Source organism: Niallia sp. M35 (assembly GCF_050971705.1).
Taxonomy (GTDB): domain Bacteria; phylum Bacillota; class Bacilli; order Bacillales; family Cytobacillaceae; genus Niallia; species Niallia circulans_A.
This window is the reverse complement of record NZ_JBPCEP010000017.1, coordinates 29,957-45,315: the sequence shown is the minus strand read 5'-3', so window position 1 is coordinate 45,315 and position 15,359 is coordinate 29,957. Positions and strand designations below refer to the sequence as shown.

20 protein-coding genes are annotated in these 15,359 nt (G+C 33.9%); 13 read left to right on the top strand and 7 right to left on the bottom strand.

From position 1 onward, the window contains the following. Nucleotides 1–18: 18 nt before the first annotated feature. Nucleotides 19–954 (top strand): DUF2268 domain-containing putative Zn-dependent protease, encoded by a 936-nt coding sequence (locus NiCM35_RS21530; RefSeq protein WP_163188502.1) that lies wholly within the window; start codon nt 19–21, stop codon nt 952–954. A 96-nt stretch (nt 955–1,050) separates the two neighbouring features. Here the strand turns inward: NiCM35_RS21530 and NiCM35_RS21525 are convergent, their stop codons facing one another. Together NiCM35_RS21525 and NiCM35_RS21520 are read right to left on the bottom strand one after the other, a co-directional pair. Continuing rightward, nucleotides 1,051–1,383 (bottom strand): DUF3139 domain-containing protein, encoded by a 333-nt coding sequence (locus NiCM35_RS21525; protein ID WP_095328442.1) that lies wholly within the window; start codon nt 1,381–1,383, stop codon nt 1,051–1,053. A gap of 43 nt (nt 1,384–1,426) precedes the next feature. Further along, nucleotides 1,427–1,825 (bottom strand): hypothetical protein, encoded by a 399-nt coding sequence (locus NiCM35_RS21520; protein ID WP_095328443.1) that lies wholly within the window; start codon nt 1,823–1,825, stop codon nt 1,427–1,429. A 135-nt stretch (nt 1,826–1,960) separates the two neighbouring features. Between NiCM35_RS21520 and NiCM35_RS21515 the strand changes: the two genes are divergently transcribed. From NiCM35_RS21515 to NiCM35_RS21500, 4 genes are all read left to right on the top strand, one after another. Then, nucleotides 1,961–2,623 (top strand): HAD family hydrolase, encoded by a 663-nt coding sequence (locus NiCM35_RS21515; protein WP_095328444.1) that lies wholly within the window; start codon nt 1,961–1,963, stop codon nt 2,621–2,623. An 83-nt stretch (nt 2,624–2,706) separates the two neighbouring features. Then, nucleotides 2,707–2,916 (top strand): hypothetical protein, encoded by a 210-nt coding sequence (locus tag NiCM35_RS21510; RefSeq protein WP_095328445.1) that lies wholly within the window; start codon nt 2,707–2,709, stop codon nt 2,914–2,916. Between the two features lie 69 nt (nt 2,917–2,985). Beyond that, on the top strand, nt 2,986–3,201 hold the full coding sequence (locus NiCM35_RS21505; protein ID WP_172860272.1) for a hypothetical protein: 216 nt from the start codon (nt 2,986–2,988) through the stop codon (nt 3,199–3,201). 69 nt (nt 3,202–3,270) lie between these two features. After that, nucleotides 3,271–3,555 (top strand): hypothetical protein, encoded by a 285-nt coding sequence (locus NiCM35_RS21500; protein WP_172860271.1) that lies wholly within the window; start codon nt 3,271–3,273, stop codon nt 3,553–3,555. 31 nt (nt 3,556–3,586) lie between these two features. Here NiCM35_RS21500 and NiCM35_RS21495 read toward each other — a convergent pair whose 3' ends face one another. The 3 genes from NiCM35_RS21495 to NiCM35_RS21485 form a co-directional block, all read right to left on the bottom strand. Continuing rightward, nucleotides 3,587–4,165: a hypothetical protein gene (locus NiCM35_RS21495; RefSeq protein ID WP_123257607.1), complete on the bottom strand. Its 579-nt coding sequence runs from the start codon at nt 4,163–4,165 to the stop codon at nt 3,587–3,589. Nucleotides 4,166–4,233: 68 nt separating this feature from the next. Continuing rightward, complete coding sequence (locus NiCM35_RS21490) at nt 4,234–4,551, bottom strand: UPF0715 family protein (RefSeq protein WP_433780763.1); 318 nt, start codon at nt 4,549–4,551, stop codon at nt 4,234–4,236. 17 nt (nt 4,552–4,568) lie between these two features. After that, nucleotides 4,569–5,423, bottom strand: coding sequence for an alpha/beta fold hydrolase (locus NiCM35_RS21485; protein WP_433780739.1), 855 nt, complete (start codon nt 5,421–5,423; stop codon nt 4,569–4,571). A 428-nt stretch (nt 5,424–5,851) separates the two neighbouring features. Between NiCM35_RS21485 and NiCM35_RS21480 the strand changes: the two genes are divergently transcribed. From NiCM35_RS21480 to NiCM35_RS21445, 8 genes are all read left to right on the top strand, one after another. Then, nucleotides 5,852–6,142 carry a hypothetical protein gene (locus tag NiCM35_RS21480; RefSeq protein ID WP_095328450.1) on the top strand — a complete coding sequence of 97 codons (291 nt, stop codon included), beginning with the start codon at nt 5,852–5,854 and terminating at the stop codon, nt 6,140–6,142. Nucleotides 6,143–6,202: 60 nt separating this feature from the next. Further along, the gene (locus NiCM35_RS21475) at nt 6,203–7,825 is read left to right on the top strand and encodes a putative polysaccharide biosynthesis protein (RefSeq protein WP_123257610.1); all 1,623 of its coding nucleotides are present in this window, start codon (nt 6,203–6,205) and stop codon (nt 7,823–7,825) included. Between the two features lie 753 nt (nt 7,826–8,578). Next, nucleotides 8,579–8,857: a hypothetical protein gene (locus NiCM35_RS21470; RefSeq protein WP_171509602.1), complete on the top strand. Its 279-nt coding sequence runs from the start codon at nt 8,579–8,581 to the stop codon at nt 8,855–8,857. A 79-nt stretch (nt 8,858–8,936) separates the two neighbouring features. Next, complete coding sequence (locus tag NiCM35_RS21465) at nt 8,937–9,971, top strand: DUF2332 domain-containing protein (protein WP_433780738.1); 1,035 nt, start codon at nt 8,937–8,939, stop codon at nt 9,969–9,971. Between the two features lie 125 nt (nt 9,972–10,096). Then, the gene (locus tag NiCM35_RS21460; protein ID WP_433780737.1) at nt 10,097–10,393 is read left to right on the top strand and encodes a hypothetical protein; all 297 of its coding nucleotides are present in this window, start codon (nt 10,097–10,099) and stop codon (nt 10,391–10,393) included. Between the two features lie 163 nt (nt 10,394–10,556). Continuing rightward, the gene (locus tag NiCM35_RS21455) at nt 10,557–11,375 is read left to right on the top strand and encodes a lipid II flippase family protein (protein WP_095328458.1); all 819 of its coding nucleotides are present in this window, start codon (nt 10,557–10,559) and stop codon (nt 11,373–11,375) included. A gap of 129 nt (nt 11,376–11,504) precedes the next feature. Then, entirely contained in the window at nt 11,505–11,966 is a 462-nt protein-coding gene (locus NiCM35_RS21450) for a GNAT family N-acetyltransferase (protein ID WP_123257613.1), read from the top strand. A 115-nt stretch (nt 11,967–12,081) separates the two neighbouring features. Then, on the top strand, nt 12,082–12,849 hold the full coding sequence (locus NiCM35_RS21445; protein ID WP_433780736.1) for a GNAT family N-acetyltransferase: 768 nt from the start codon (nt 12,082–12,084) through the stop codon (nt 12,847–12,849). Nucleotides 12,850–12,964: 115 nt separating this feature from the next. Here NiCM35_RS21445 and NiCM35_RS21440 read toward each other — a convergent pair whose 3' ends face one another. Both NiCM35_RS21440 and NiCM35_RS21435 read right to left on the bottom strand, forming a co-directional pair. Further along, nucleotides 12,965–13,981 carry a DUF3231 family protein gene (locus NiCM35_RS21440; RefSeq protein WP_433780735.1) on the bottom strand — a complete coding sequence of 339 codons (1,017 nt, stop codon included), beginning with the start codon at nt 13,979–13,981 and terminating at the stop codon, nt 12,965–12,967. Between the two features lie 188 nt (nt 13,982–14,169). After that, entirely contained in the window at nt 14,170–15,300 is a 1,131-nt protein-coding gene (locus tag NiCM35_RS21435; protein WP_433780734.1) for an IscS subfamily cysteine desulfurase, read from the bottom strand. Between the last annotated feature and the right edge of the window lie 59 nt (nt 15,301–15,359).

Sequence of the window (15,359 nt, the reverse complement as noted above, 5' to 3'; positions counted from 1 at the left end):
GGGAGGTAAGGGATAACTTTGCGGGGAATCAAATACTATCTTTTGATATTTACAATATTCTTCTTATCATCATGTCAACAAAATGAGGTAGTAGAACAAGAAGAAAAGGTAAAAGAAGGACTTACATACTCATTCCAACATCCTGAAACTGGTCAAGCGTACAATATAATTCACGTATATAAACTATATGAGAACTTCGAGAAAAGGATGAAAAAAGATGTAAATATGTCAGAAAGTCAGGTGTTTGACGAGGAAGTAATTAATCCTATTTATGAGGCATGTTATCAGGATGCAGAGTATTTCACAGAGACTGTTAAAGCACCAGAAAATAGAGAAGAAGTTAATAATATCATTCAAACAATGGATGTGAAGGCTATAAATTCAGCCATTGAGGAAAGTTTAATAAAATCTTCTAATTATATACCATCAAATCAAAAAACGAATATATGTATTTATCCTACAGAGGCAACTAAGAGTACAACTTTAATGTTTACAGAGGGAGCAGGAAAAATCAGTGTATTATACAATGAATTTTTTAATGAGGAAACTCTTAAAGCAGGAATTGCTCACGAATATCATCATAGTGTGTGGACGGAAAAGTACTTTAATAATTCTCACTCTCATACCGTATTGGATAACTTAATTCTTGAAGGAAAAGCAGTAATGTTTGAAAAGCTTGTATATCCAGATATTACTCTAACTACTGTTAATTACAATTTTAATAAGGATGATTGGAATCAAATTGAACCAGATTTATTCCAAGAAGATTCCTACAGGGCAGCAGAAATAATATCGGGCGGGAATGGACTGCCTTATAATTATGGTTACAATGTCGGTTATCAAATGATGAGATCCTATTTAGATTTACATCCAGATTTCACACCCCAAGAATGGACAGCTCTTGGCGCAAGAGAAATTTATGAAGAAGGAAAATACAACGAACATTATCAATAATAGAAGTTACATATCGAACTAATCCCTTTTACTCTAATACAAAACATTCTCCAGCAAAACAGTGTAGGAGATGGGAAAATTTGTATTTTAACTAATTTATCTGTTAAAATCAAGGTGTTTATATAAATGTTCCTCCTCTTCATTAGGATTGGGGGAAGCTTGTCTAATTTCCTTATCAACTCGTATATATTCATATTTTTGGTCCGGTTCATCTCTAAAAGTCACAAACGTGGTAAAGTGATAGCTTGCTTTTGTCAAGGTAGTATCAATTTCTAGTATGTCATCTTCTTGATATTTTTCTAAAAGATATGCATATACGTCATTTTTTAATGAATGTTTTTGATAGTTGATATATCCTAATATAGCAAAAGGACATAGTATGATTAGCCAAGTCACGGTAGTAAAGATAATAAGCGCTTTTTTCTTCAAATGTTTGCTCCTCCTTTAATAAGACTTACCGACAATTAAAAAGTCAATAAACATTGTTTATGATACGATCTTTTTCTTGCCTAAATCGCCTTATGGATTCATCTATAAGAAAGAACATAATAGATATACTTAAGGAGTAGATAGTGAAAATCCAAAGAAAAAAGAAAGGTAGAAAACCAAAGAAAACATATAATATAAAGCTGAATGCAAGCCTGCCTTGAGGAAGTTTGCTTGTTATTTTCTCTATTAAGATGGAGATCGGAAGCCCATATAGAAGTAAACCTAAGCTGAAAAAAAGAGTATAGCTTATAAGATCTTCTTTTAAATCAACATCTTGAATAACCGGTTGAGTAAAAAATGAGTCTAGTGGAAGAAAAACAGTAAATACAAAAGTGGATAAAAATAAAGTCAGAATAGCTGATACTACTTTTCTTTTAAGCATGTTGTCTTCCTCCAATTCTCTTCACTTTCTTTATTTTAACAAATAATGTAATTAAAAAGGAGAATCGTTTAAAAAAAATGAATTTAGAAACAGAGAAAAAATTTTAACATTAGGGAGGGGGATCGACAATTAACCATGATTAAAGCGATTATATTTGATTTAGATGGTACCTTATTGAATAGAGATGCATCAATAGAAATGTTTGTGGATTGTCAATATGATAGATTGAATATAGAGCTTGGCCATATTCCCAAAGATACATATACAAAGAGATTTATTGAATTGGATCAACGCGGCTATGTTTGGAAGGATAAGGTATATCAACAATTAGCAGCTGAATTCGAGCTTAAGGAGATAACATGGGAAGAGCTCTTACAAGATTATCTTAGCCAATTTAAAAATCACTGCATGGCTTTTCCCAATCTTAAGAAGATGTTGGAGGGATTAAAAAGCCAGAATCTTCTTTTAGGAATGATAACCAATGGGTTTGGACAATTTCAAATGGATAATATGAAGTCTTTGCAGATTGAAAAATATTTTGATGTCATATTGGTTTCCGAATGGGAAGGAATAAAAAAGCCGGATCCTAGGATATTTAATAAAGCTTTAAACATACTGAATGTGCAGCCAAATGAAGCTATATTTGTCGGAGACCATCCAGAAAATGATGTGCTTGCTGCGAAAAAAGTAGGGATGAAAGGGATTTGGAAGAAGGATTTGCATTGGAGAAATGCCGAAGCAGATTATATTGTAGATGATTTAGGAGAATTGCCTTTCATTATAGAAAAGTTAATGTAAAAATAGAACGATGCTAAATGGAATGATATTTTAAGTCGAGAAGCGTATAAAAGAAAGGATTTGAAAAAGGAGTGGAATAAGGGATGAAGCGAGATAAAGAAGAGAAATTACAAAAACAGAAAATGGTCCAAGAACTATATAGAGAAAGAGTAAAACAGAAAAGTAAAGATAAAAACGACAACCGAATTGGAAAATTAATTGTAAACCTTTGCATTGTGGTGTTTTTTGTATGTACGATAATGGCAATCTTGTTTGACTGGGGAGTAAAAGTGCCACAGTTTTTCGGGATTTAGAGCCCAAAATAAAACAAATATACTGGTGCTCTATAATCTTTTAAGAGTAAATAAAATGTGAGGGGCTATATGAACCATATTGGAATAGATTTTGATGATACACTTGTTGATATGAGAAAATCGATTGTAAAACTTTTAAATAAAATACATAACAAAAATTGGGATTACGAAGAAATGGTAGAGTACGGAGTTTCGGATTTATATGGATATTCCTTTGAAGCATTTGTAGATTTTTTTACAATCAACCAAAAGGAACTGCATTCAGCTAAACCATATCCATTTTAAATTGATGTACTTAGTGAACTAAGCAAAACTTCAAAACTATCAATCATGACGGGGAGGCCTAAAGCGTGGATGAATTCAGCGGAACTTTGGATAGTTAAAAATAAGTTGCCCATAGATGATATAGTATGCGCTTCAGAATATATAAATGGTAAGCCTGAATGTGCTTTCATTCATAATGTTACTCTATTTATTGAAGACAACCCTACCCATGCACTATCTATTGCAAATAGTGGAATAGATGTATTGCTACTTGATAAGCCATACAATCAAATGTGTAAGCACGAACGAATAACGAAAGTGAAGGACTGGGAACAAGTAGGTAGGTTGTTATTAAGTTATGGCTTCTATAAATGAAAAATAACTTTGAATCCATTATAGAAGCTAATTAATCTACACAAATCTTAATTCGAGCAACGGCCTCTTTATAATGAAGTATACAATCATTTATTGATAATACAGCGAAATAGGAAAAAGAGGTTAAATCTTCTATTATAGAATTATCATAAATAAAGTTAATATGTAATGGTTTTTTGGGGATGATTTTTTCTTCTAATAGTATAGTTGAAATATCATGATAGATATGCTCTATTGTTTCGCCCATAGCTCTTTCAATGGAAAATCCACCTGCTAGACTAGTCCACCAAGTGAAAAAGGAATCATATATTTGATCAAAAGCAGTTAGATTATCGACATTAACATCACACAATTCATGATAAAATAAGTGTTTTTCATTATAGAAAATATCCTGGTCAATATCTCTATTCTCAGAAATACTTTTCGTTACCTTAGTCCATAAGTCGCGATACTGTAATAAAAAATCCTTTCGAAACTCGCAAGTTGTTAGCGGATAGGGGAATTTCCAATTATCCTTATTATCATTTTGGTTGAGAAAGATATTTTGAACATAAACCAAAAAATTTAATGAATAAGAAGCTTCTGCTATTATTTGTAATGAGTTTTTCATACGTTTCCTCCTAATTTCTCACAGCAGATTTCAATATTTATTCCGCTTTTTTCTGAAGTAACAGAGAATCAACTTTCCAAAAAAGAGATGCACACAAAATAAAAGATGGAAGAATGGAAAGGATCTTCCATATCAAAAAACATGGCAACAATCCATGTGACAACACCAGAAAAAACATTATAGATCGCGAGGTAGAAAATGCTAAATTTCTTTGGTCTTTGATTTAGCAAAATTTGCAGCGGCGACGCAATAACCAGATAAAAGCAAAAGAAAATAAAACTAAATATTAGTATTCCCAACAAACTAAAATAAGAGGAATTAATAAGGTAAATCGTACTAATGCAAATAGCGGTTATCAGAGAAGTAAGCAATGAGTGAGCGATCATATCAATATCTATCTTCTTTAATTGCATGAAATTTCCCCCATAAATGCATCTATTTCATCCTTAAATCGTGAAGCTTCTTCTAGAAACGGATAATGATTGCTTTGATTAAATATCAATAATTTTGAATGAGGAATGCACTCATTCATTTCAAGCGAATAGGAAAGAGGGCATTGAACATCGAATTTTCCACAAATGATTAATGTTGGAGTTGAAATCAACTTAAGCTTCCTAGTAACATCAAAAAGTTGCACTTCCCGGCTAAAATAGTTCAGTCTAATCGAGGATATTTTCTTTTGAATAGGAAGGGAAAAATACTCTTCGTAGTTTTCAGGAGTATATAAGGATAACTTTGTTCGTTCTTTCGTAATTCTCATCTTTTCTGTAATTGTTAAATCAGATCGTTTTAGCTTTTCTATCAAATCTTGCATTTTCTTAAAAGATGGGTGTTTATCATTGTATATACAGTCAGGAGAAAATGTCATATATTCTCTTGCAGCAGCTCCTACTAAAACAAGTTTGTTCAAACTGTTAGAGTAATATATCCCATAAATAACTCCTAGAATACCCCCAGTGGAATGTCCTGCCAAGTTCCATTTTTTAAATCCTAATGCTTCCCGTATTGCTTCTAAGTCGAAGATAGACTCTAGTAACCCTAGTTCATATGGTTGAGTAGCCTTATCGGAGCTACCAGCTTCTCTGAGATTAATTAGAAATACTTTATGCGTATCGACAAAGGATTCTGCAAAATAATCTCCTGTCTCATTAAATTCTGCATAATGGTGGGTTATACAAAGAGGTTCACCTTGCCCTTTAATAAAAATTTCAAATTTTCCCCTAGAGGTATTTAATAACTTTCTAGTCCATTTCTTCATATATACTCCCTTCAAATGCAATAAGGTAATCTCTTGTTATGTATGAGGATGTAAAAGGTTTACTTATTAATCTGCTAATTTTATTAACTCAGCATCATGCCGGATATTTGTTGAAAGCACTACATAGTTGTTACCATATTTTAGCATTTGGGAGAGAAGTTATAAACAGTTTTCGTAAGACAATCGAAAAATTATATCCTGCAGGTAATATGATAGGATAAAAAAACGAAACATTTATTAAGCTCAATCTTCAAGACATTTTTTACTTCATAGTTATTACAGCACCAAGAGGAATCCTTCTAGGGGCGATTAATTCCATCACTTTTTAAAGGCTCTATATCTTATTTAATTTGCATAATATTTTATTACCATATATTGGTCTTTTTTCAACAAGTATTTTATAATCTATTAATAAAGGAGGGGAAAACTTGAATCAAAAAAATAAGAAAGAATTTATATCCATTATTTTAACATTATTCTTATTCTTAGCCTCAATTGCAGTTTTTCTTTTTGTAAGGGGGTCTAATTTAACTCTGTGGATACCAATATCCTTATATTTATTAATAGACTTAGGCCTACTAGTTTCACTTATTATAGGTGTACAATCTAAAAATAAAAACATAAAAATTTTTAGTATTTTATCTAATATTATTTTGTTGATTCCAATAACCATTTGGACATATTTTTTGTTGCTGGCAAATGGAATTTCAGAAAAATAAAAATTATTGCTGGCTTAATTTTAATGGTTATTTGAAAAGATAATTAAAAGGATGGATTTAATGGAATCATCAAAACTTCTAAGAGGAACATTTCTTTTAACGCTAGGAACAATTATCTCAAAAGTTCTTGGTATGCTCTATGTTATTCCTTTTTATCATATAGTAGGGGAAAAAGGAAATGCATTATACTCGATGGCTTATATCCCTTATTCTATTTTTATCAGTATAGCCACTGCTGGCTTGCCATTAGCAGTGGCAAAGTTTGTTTCTAAATATAATTCTCTAGAGGAGTATGCAGTAGGGAGAAAACTATTTAAATCTGGGCTTATTATGATGAGTTGTACTGGAATTGTTGCATTTGTTATTTTATATCTCTTTGCGCCCATTTTAGCAGCAGCTAGCATACCTGATAACGCCGATGTAAGTGTTCAAGATGGGACGACTGTTATTCGTGCGGTTAGCTTTGCTTTAGTCATAGTTCCATTTATGAGTTTAATTAGAGGTTTTTTTCAAGGGCATCAATCAATGGGACCTTCGGCAGTTTCTCAAGTAGTTGAGCAGATTGTACGAGTTATTTTTATGCTTTCTGGTGCTTATATCATACTAAATCTCTTAAAAGGAAGTTTGGTTACTGCGGTCAGTGTAGCAACTTTTGCGGCATTTATTGGTGCAGTTGGAAGTTTAGTAGTCTTATTATGGTATTGGTATAAAAGAAAACCCCATCTTGATAAGCTTCTTTTAGAAGATAAAGGAGTCATTGATGTTTCACTTAAGGAAACATATAAAGAGATTATCGTATATGCAATCCCTTTTATTTTTGTAGGGCTTGCAAATCCATTATTCCAGTTTATTGATGAACTTACTTTCAAAGGTGCAATGGAATCTATTGGCTTAAAAGATCAAGTAGTAACTGCATTTGGTGTTTTGACTTTAAATACTCATAAACTTGTCATTATTCCAGTCTCTTTAGCAACTGCTTTTTCGTTAACGCTAGTTCCTGCCATTACGAAGGCATACACAGAAAAAGATCATGTCAGTTTAGTTCAACAAGTGAATCAAACAATTCAGATTGTTCTATTCTTTACATTACCTGCTGTTGTAGGTCTTTCGCTGCTTGCCGAACCGATCTATACCGTATTTTATCATCATAAAGAACTTGGTACGGACATATTAAGAATATATGCTCCGGTAGCTATTCTATTTTCCCTTTTCTCTATTACAGCAGCGGTTCTTCAAGGAATAAATAAGCAAAAATATACTATTATAAGTTTGCTGTTAGGTTTAATGGTGAAATTATGTCTGAACATACCACTTATCAAAATTTTTGCAACCAGTGGGGCAGTAATAGCTACTAGTATTGGGTATTTAATGGCAATTATAATTAATTTTTATGTGATAAAAAAGTTTGCTGGCTATTCTTTAAGATTAGTTATCAAAAGAGTACTGCAAATCGGATTCTTTACACTCGCTATGTTTATTGGAACACTATTTACCTATATGCTATTAACTTTATTTTTATCAGCTCAAGCTAAGGTAGACGCATGTATTATAGTGATTGTTTGTATGGTTGTGGGAATAAGTATTTATTTTTGTCTAAGTGTTAAGTCTAATTTAATTATTCAGCTCTTTGGGGAACGAGCAATACGAGTAATAAAGAAGTTGAATATCAATAAATCTTTTTAAATGGAGTCTACTATGCTTTATTCTATTTAATATGAGAAGCCTAGATATTTGGAGTTGAAATTATAATGGGGAGTTATGGTGGATAAATTAATAGGCTCTCAATTAAATAGAGAAGTATATAATATCAGCCATAATATGAAGGGAATCAGCTGAATAACGAATTTATTAGCCAAAATAAGAGGGAAATCAGCTAAACAAGGAAATTATCAGCCAAAGTAAGGTGAGAATCAGCCAAACTGCGAAATTATCAGCCAAAGTATAGTGGGAATCAGCCAAACTAGGAAATTATCAGCCAAAGTAAGGTGGGAATCAGCCAAATTACGAAATTATCAGCCAAAGTAAGAGGGAAATCAGCCAAACTAGGAAATTATCAGCCAAAGTATAGTGGGAATCAGCCAAACTAGGGAATTATCAGCCAAAATAAGAGGGAAATCAGCCAAACAACGAAATTATCAGCCAAAGTAAGGTGGAAATCAGCCAAACTACGAAATTATCAGCCAAAGTAAGAGGGAAATCAGCCAAACTGCGAAATTATCAGCCAAAGTAAGGTGAGAATCAGCCAAACAAGGAAATTATCAGCCAAAATAAGAGGGAAATCAGCCAAACTGCGAAATTATCAGCCAAAGTAAGGTGGGAATCAGCCAAATTACGAAATTATCAGCCAAAGTAAGAGGGAAATCAGCCAAACTGCGAAATTATCAGCCAAAGTAAGAGGGAAATCAGCCAAACTGCGAAATTATCAGCCAAAGTAAGGTGAGAATCAGCCGAACTAGGAAATTATCAGCCAAAGTAAGGTGGGAATCAGCCAAATTACGAAATTATCAGCCAAAGTATAGTGGGAATCAGCCAAATTACGAAATTATCAGCCAAAGTATAGTGGGAATCAGCCAAACTGCGAAATTATCAGCCAAAGTAAGGTGGAAATCAGCCAAACAAGGAAATTATCAGCCAAAATTAGAGGAGAATCAGCCAAACACCGAAATTATCAGCCAAAAAAGAAGAGGATCAGGCCGAACTGCATATAATAAGTAGAGAAATTTTTAAAGCATTTTTGCACATACAGCATTAAACAGGATAGATTACCAATTCATATGAGGGGATGATTAGGAGAATGCGTACTAATGAAATGCTGTCTCAAACATTTTTAACCTTTGCAGAAAAGGAATGTAAGGGATCAAGCGTCCTCTACGCACTTTTGTCTAAACAAATTGCAATGGATAAAACGCTTCTTAATATTGCTAAATGTGCTAGAGTTGGGCAGCCTGTCCCTAATCTATTATTTGGTGCCGTTCACTACCTTCTGTTAAAGGGGACCAATCACTCGCTAAAAGATTATTACCCTAGTATTACAGAGAATCCCAAAACAGCTAAGGCTTCGTTTCCTATTTTTAAAGATTTCTGCCTCAAATATCAAAAGGAGATTACATGGATTCTCCAAACGAAGTTAGTTCAAACGAATGAGGTGAGAAGATGTTCTTACCTTTATCCTGCTTTTTGCATGATATATAATCTAGCTAAGAAACCGCTAGCGTTAATCGAAATAGGCACTAGCGCAGGCTTTCAGCTTCAATGGGATAAGTATGCCTATTCATACGGTAAAGAATGGTATGGAAATTCAGAGTCAGAACTGCCAATTACTGCGACTGTAATAGGAGAAAATATGCCATTCTTATTGAAAACTTCTCCTCCTGTTACGATAAGGATTGGTTTTGATTTACATACGATAGATTTACATGACAAAGACGAAGAATTATGGCTAAAAGCATTGATATGGCCAGAACATAGAGAGAGATTATTCTTATTTGAAAAAGCGGCAGATTACAGAAGAGAAGGTGCTTTGAACGTAGTGAGCGGTGATGGAGTAAGCTTGCTGCCATATTATGCCGAAACTATTCCAGAGGGCAGTGCCATTTGCATCTTTCATACCCATGTAGCGAATCAAATACCAAGAGAAGGGAAGGAGCTTCTGTTACAAGGTGTGGAAGAAATTGGGAAGCACAGAGAAGTATTTCATCTTTATAATAATATTCAAGATAGATACTTACACTTAGATTATTATATGGCCGGTAAGAAGAGTGAAAATACCATTGCAGAAACAGACGGACATGGACGATGGTTTAAATGGTTAAAAAATGATACTAGATAAGGAAGTAATTAAGTTCTATGATAAAGAGCTAGTTTTATACTAAAATAAGGGAATATACTTCTAGGGCTATTAAATGTGGAATGTATATAATAGGAGGCATTAAAATAGGATGGGGTTACTGAATATTGGGTAGCCTGGTGCTTGGTTTAATTGCTTGGATATTGCCGGCTACAAACTTAATGAGAGATAAAAAGAAAGTTCAGAGAAATGGGCTAATGATTTGTTTTCTTAGCATGGGTGCTTGTGCGATTTCTATCTCTTTTCAGATTTTCTATAGCTATTATCTTGTAAAAATGGAGGATTGGAGTGCAATGATGGACACATCAGGTGGGGTAGTGGTTGCGACTGCCGTTCTCCTTTCTGTGACAATTATTTTGAACACGGCGAATTATATTATATATCGTAAAGTTACAGCAAAATAGCCTTTAAAATAAATACATATAAACGAAAAAGGACACTTATTACGGTGTCCTTTTATTACTTTAACAACATCTACTTAATGTAAAATCAACTTTAGCAAATATTTCTAGTTAATTCCAAAAAAAGAGTTATAATGTAGCTAGAAGAAAAATTAAAGGAGTTTTTATGGAATTAATAACATCAAAGGTCATCATCATATCTATTTTACTGTTAGTGATTACAATGATAGAAACATTGGCCTATTCAACGAGAATATCTGGTACGAGAGTTAAGTTAATAGCTACTGCAATATCGTTATTTAGCACGATGGTTATTGTTTCGCGATTTTCTACTATGTTTCAACAGCCATTAACAGCAAAATTGATAGCAGAAGTTCCCAAAGGGGCAGACAAATTAACTTTTATTGCGGCGCAATATCGAATTTTAATAGGAGTAACATCAATGGGGGTATTAATTGGTATCCTGTTGTTTCCAACATTTATAAATATCTTTTCACGAGCAATTGTCCAATTAGCAAATGAAAGAGGGTCCATGCTAGCTCTTTTTTCTAAATTATTCAAGAAGAACAACCTAAACAAGCTTCTAAAATGTCTTAAATTACCGCGATTATCTTATTTTAAAGGAATTACCTTAAACACAGTTCCAAAGCGTTTATTTGTATTAAATGTCATTATTTCAGCTATATTTACGACGGGTGTCATATCCTCCATATATGCTTCCATGTTAGTTCCAGCAAAAGTTTCTCAGGCAGCTTTAATGTCCTCAGGGGTAATAAACGGGATTGCCACCATCATTCTGACCTTATTTATTGATCCAAAGGCGTCTGTGTTAGCTGATCGCGTCATGAAAAAACAAACGGACTATATTTATTTGAAAAGCTACTCATTAACAATGGTTAGCTCTAAATTTATCGGCACGATAGTAGCGCAAATAATCTTTTTGCCTGCAGCTTATTATGTGGCTTGGTTTGCAGAATGGCTTTAATCTAAAATAGGAGCTGAAAAGTAAATTACCGCCATCAATAAAATTGTCGTTAGATCTATTAGCTTTTCAAACGAATGGAAGAACATTTGAGAATTATCAAAATAATTTTTACTAAAGGAGGAATTAAAAATGACAGTGTCATTAGAGTTTAGGTTAGCGACATTACAAGATTTAGATCAGATTGTAGCTATGCTTGCTGATGATATGTTAGGTAGTAAGCGAGAGCGCTATGAACAGCCGCTTCCTGCCAGTTACCTGCAAGCGTTTCAAGCTATTGCAGAAGATCCCAATAATGAATTAGTGGTAGCTTGCTTTGGAAATGAAGTAGTTGGTGTTCAACAAATTACTTTTTCTCCATATATTACCCATCAAGGAGGATGGCGAGCGACTATTGAAGGGGTAAGAACTGTTTCTTCTGTAAGAGGAAAAGGGGTAGGTACTCAACTAATTAACTGGGCAATCGAGCGTGCTAAAGAAAGAGGCTGTCATTTGATTCAGCTTACGACTGACAAACAAAGACCAGATGCCATGCGTTTTTATGAACGATTAGGCTTTCAAGCAACACATGAAGGGCTGAAAATGAAACTATAGCAAGGAGGGTGGAGAGATAAAGTGGTTCGGCTGTTATCAATAGAGAAGCATTAAATCTGTAGGAGAATGTATATAGTTGATGAACATTCCATTTAAAAGATAAGGAGGAGAGACGATGTTTGAAATCTTGAATGTAAATGCTGAAAACGTGGATGAATACGGATTTTTTTGTATGAGAAGCAAACCGAAATCAAAAGGGTATCAAAATAAACTAGCGTGGATGAAGAAACGGTTTAAAGAAGGGTTAAAAGTAAAAATCCTTTTAGAAGACGGTAAACAAAGAGGTTTTATTGAGTATATTCCCAGTGAATTTACATGGCGAGCGATAAATGCCAAGAAATATATGGTGATTCACTGCTTCTGGATCGTTGGCAAGAGCAAAGGAAAAGGTTATGGGAGCAAGCTTTTAGAGGAATGTATAAAGGATGCGAGAGAATTACATTTGGATGGTGTTGCAATAGTCACCAGTAAGAAAAGCTGGTTACCAGACAAAACTCTCTTTGAAAAAAAGGGTTTTAATCAAGTGGATAAAAGAGGGGATTTTGAATTAATGGCTTATGCTTTTCAAAATGATCGGAAACCTAGCTTTATCGATTGGTCACTGATAGCAAACGAATATGATAATGGGATTACGGTGTTCAAGTCAGACCAATGTCCGTTCACGCAAGATGCTGTTGATAATTTGCAAGCTGCAGCAGATGAGCATGGCTTAAAATTAACTGTCCTTGAAATGAACGATAATGAAATGGTACAACATCTGTCTCCGACACCTTTTGGCGTATTTACTGTTATATATAATGGGGAAATCATAACTTATCATCCAGAAACAAAGAATAAATTTCTACAATTAATAGAAAGACAGGATTTGAAAATGAGTAAGTAAACATGAGCGAAATGAAATAAAGAGCAATCTTCAAATGGATTCTAAAAGTAGAGCAAAGTCTAGAAGACAATGCTCCATATACTTTTTCCCTAAATAGTAAATTTAGTAATAAGAATTATTCCTTATTATTTGCTAAAGTCTGCCTGTTATCAGCTAAAGGAGGTTGCTCTAGCCATCCATACTTTATTAATAACTCACATCCATCTTCAGCGTATAAACCTACTTCAGCCATGAATTTAGTATATTCTGCCGCAATATGTCTTCTTTGAGAAACAGATAAGCCAGCACCATAATAGCCAACTGCAGAAGAAACCAATGTAACGATATGGAATAACATTAATTTATCAGAAAAAGGAGAAACGGTGGAATTTGTTACCTCCGACACCCATGTTTTTGGAGAAGATAAGTCTTCCTTTGTAAGGATAGTATTAAAAGTAGTGAAGTGGTTCAAACAAATTTTTTTGCCTCTTTCAAAATATTTTTGAATATCTTTTGTTTGGCAAACCTGAGCAAAGCCTAATTCTAAAACTGTTTTTACTACGTCTTTTTTCATGTTAAAGCTCATACCGCTTATTTCAATAGCGTTTAATGGTCGTTTTTTCCCAAACCATCCAGCTAAATAACTTTGGTCATCGACAAATTTGACTTGCTCTGGTGTATTAATTCTAGCAGTTTTACTATAGAATCCTTTATTTAGCATGATGGAAACGATCCGTTTATGTAACTCCATCGTTTCCTTGTTACATTGGATAAAGTAATCTAACTGGTCAGCTCTTGATGATGTAGAAACGGCACCTGCATATCCAGTCAATCCTAGTAAGGTCATAATATGTAAATACGCTATAATAAAAGCGTCTGTAAAGATAGAAGGAGCATTTAAATTAACATCTTCCTCCACTGAAAAACCTTTGGGAATGGGAAGGTTCTCTTGAGTAAAGAAATCAGTAATTTTAGTGATATGGGTTTCAGCAATGCTAAGGGAAAAGTAGAGTACTTCTTTAATGTCTTCGTCTTTTGCTTTTTCAATTGAATGGGTAAGAATACATATGGATAAAGAATCATTTATGTATTGAGTCCAAAGGTTCGCTATTTCAGCTGTGGTTAGTTCTACATCATGACTGATCTTCTTCATAAAAGCACCTCCAACAAGTGCATATATCAAATACAATTTTATTTTTTGATTTTATATTAATATTTCATAGTTGCGCCATTTCTATGTAAGAATTAAACAAAATGTTAAAGAAGCGAAAATAGGTTAAAGTGAGTAGGCTATAATAGATGTTTCCATAATAGATACACAATTTATACGAGTAAAATGGTTTACTTAGGAAGTGAACTGTTTAGTGCAATCTGTTTAATCGTATTGGCTAAATCTCTTACATCTTCTTCCATATTGTCTTTGCCCATCGATATCCGAACAAACTCTTTTGCCTCTTGATCAGCCAATCCTAACGCCTTCATGGTTTTGGAAGGGGCTTGTTTTCCGACCTGGCACGCACTGCCTGTGGAGATGGCAAATCCACGACGATTACATTCAAGCATAAGCCATTGACCTTCTATCCCTTTAACTCGTAATCCGATAATTCCTGGATATTGATCCGTACATTCAAAAACAGTAACGGTTTCTTTCGGAAGCATCTCTGTAAATAACCTTCGGAACTTAGAATGCTTCGTTTCGTTCTCCGAAATTGTAGAGCATGCCTTTTGGGCAGCGACGGTCATACTTGCAATCCCAGCTGTGTTAACTGTACCAGAGCGAAAGCCATTTTCGTGGCTACCATTTAATACGATTGGAATCCAAGGAACATTTGGATTAATATAGGCAAGGCCGACACCTTTGGGTCCATAAAATTTATGACTCGAAAGGGATAATGCATCGACATAGGGGGTTACTTCTTTAACCTCTATTTTTCCAATACTTTGCACCATATCACTATGAAAAAGAACGTGATGCTTTTTACAAATCGCTCCGATTTCTTTTATTGGCTGGATTGCACCAATTTCAGAATTCACATGTTGGATAGAAACAAGCACGGTGTCAGGACGAATTGTTTCTTCTAGTAACCGAGTATCGATTAAGCCAGTTTCTGATAATGGCAAATACGTAATTTCATAGCCTTTGTCTGCTAAGACATGCATCGTACCGTGAATTGAAGCATGCTCTGCTATTGATGTAATAAGGTGTTTTCCTTCCTTTTTTGTCCCCTTAAGTAAGCTTTGCAAAATAAGAAAATTACTTTCTGTACCACCGCTTGTAAAGTAAATGCCTTTTTTATCTACGTTTATTAATCTTCCCCATTCTTCACGGCAATTCTCGACGATTCTAGTAGCTGTATCTCCCATATCATGAAGACTGTTCGAATTTCCAAAGTATTTACAAGCAACTTCGACATAAGTAGAAGCAGCATCGGAATCTAAAGAAGTAGTTGCTGCATAATCAAAATATTTCATCAAAAATTCCTCCAAAAAAATCAGTTGTTTACGGGAACCAGATTAATAAGCTAAAAATC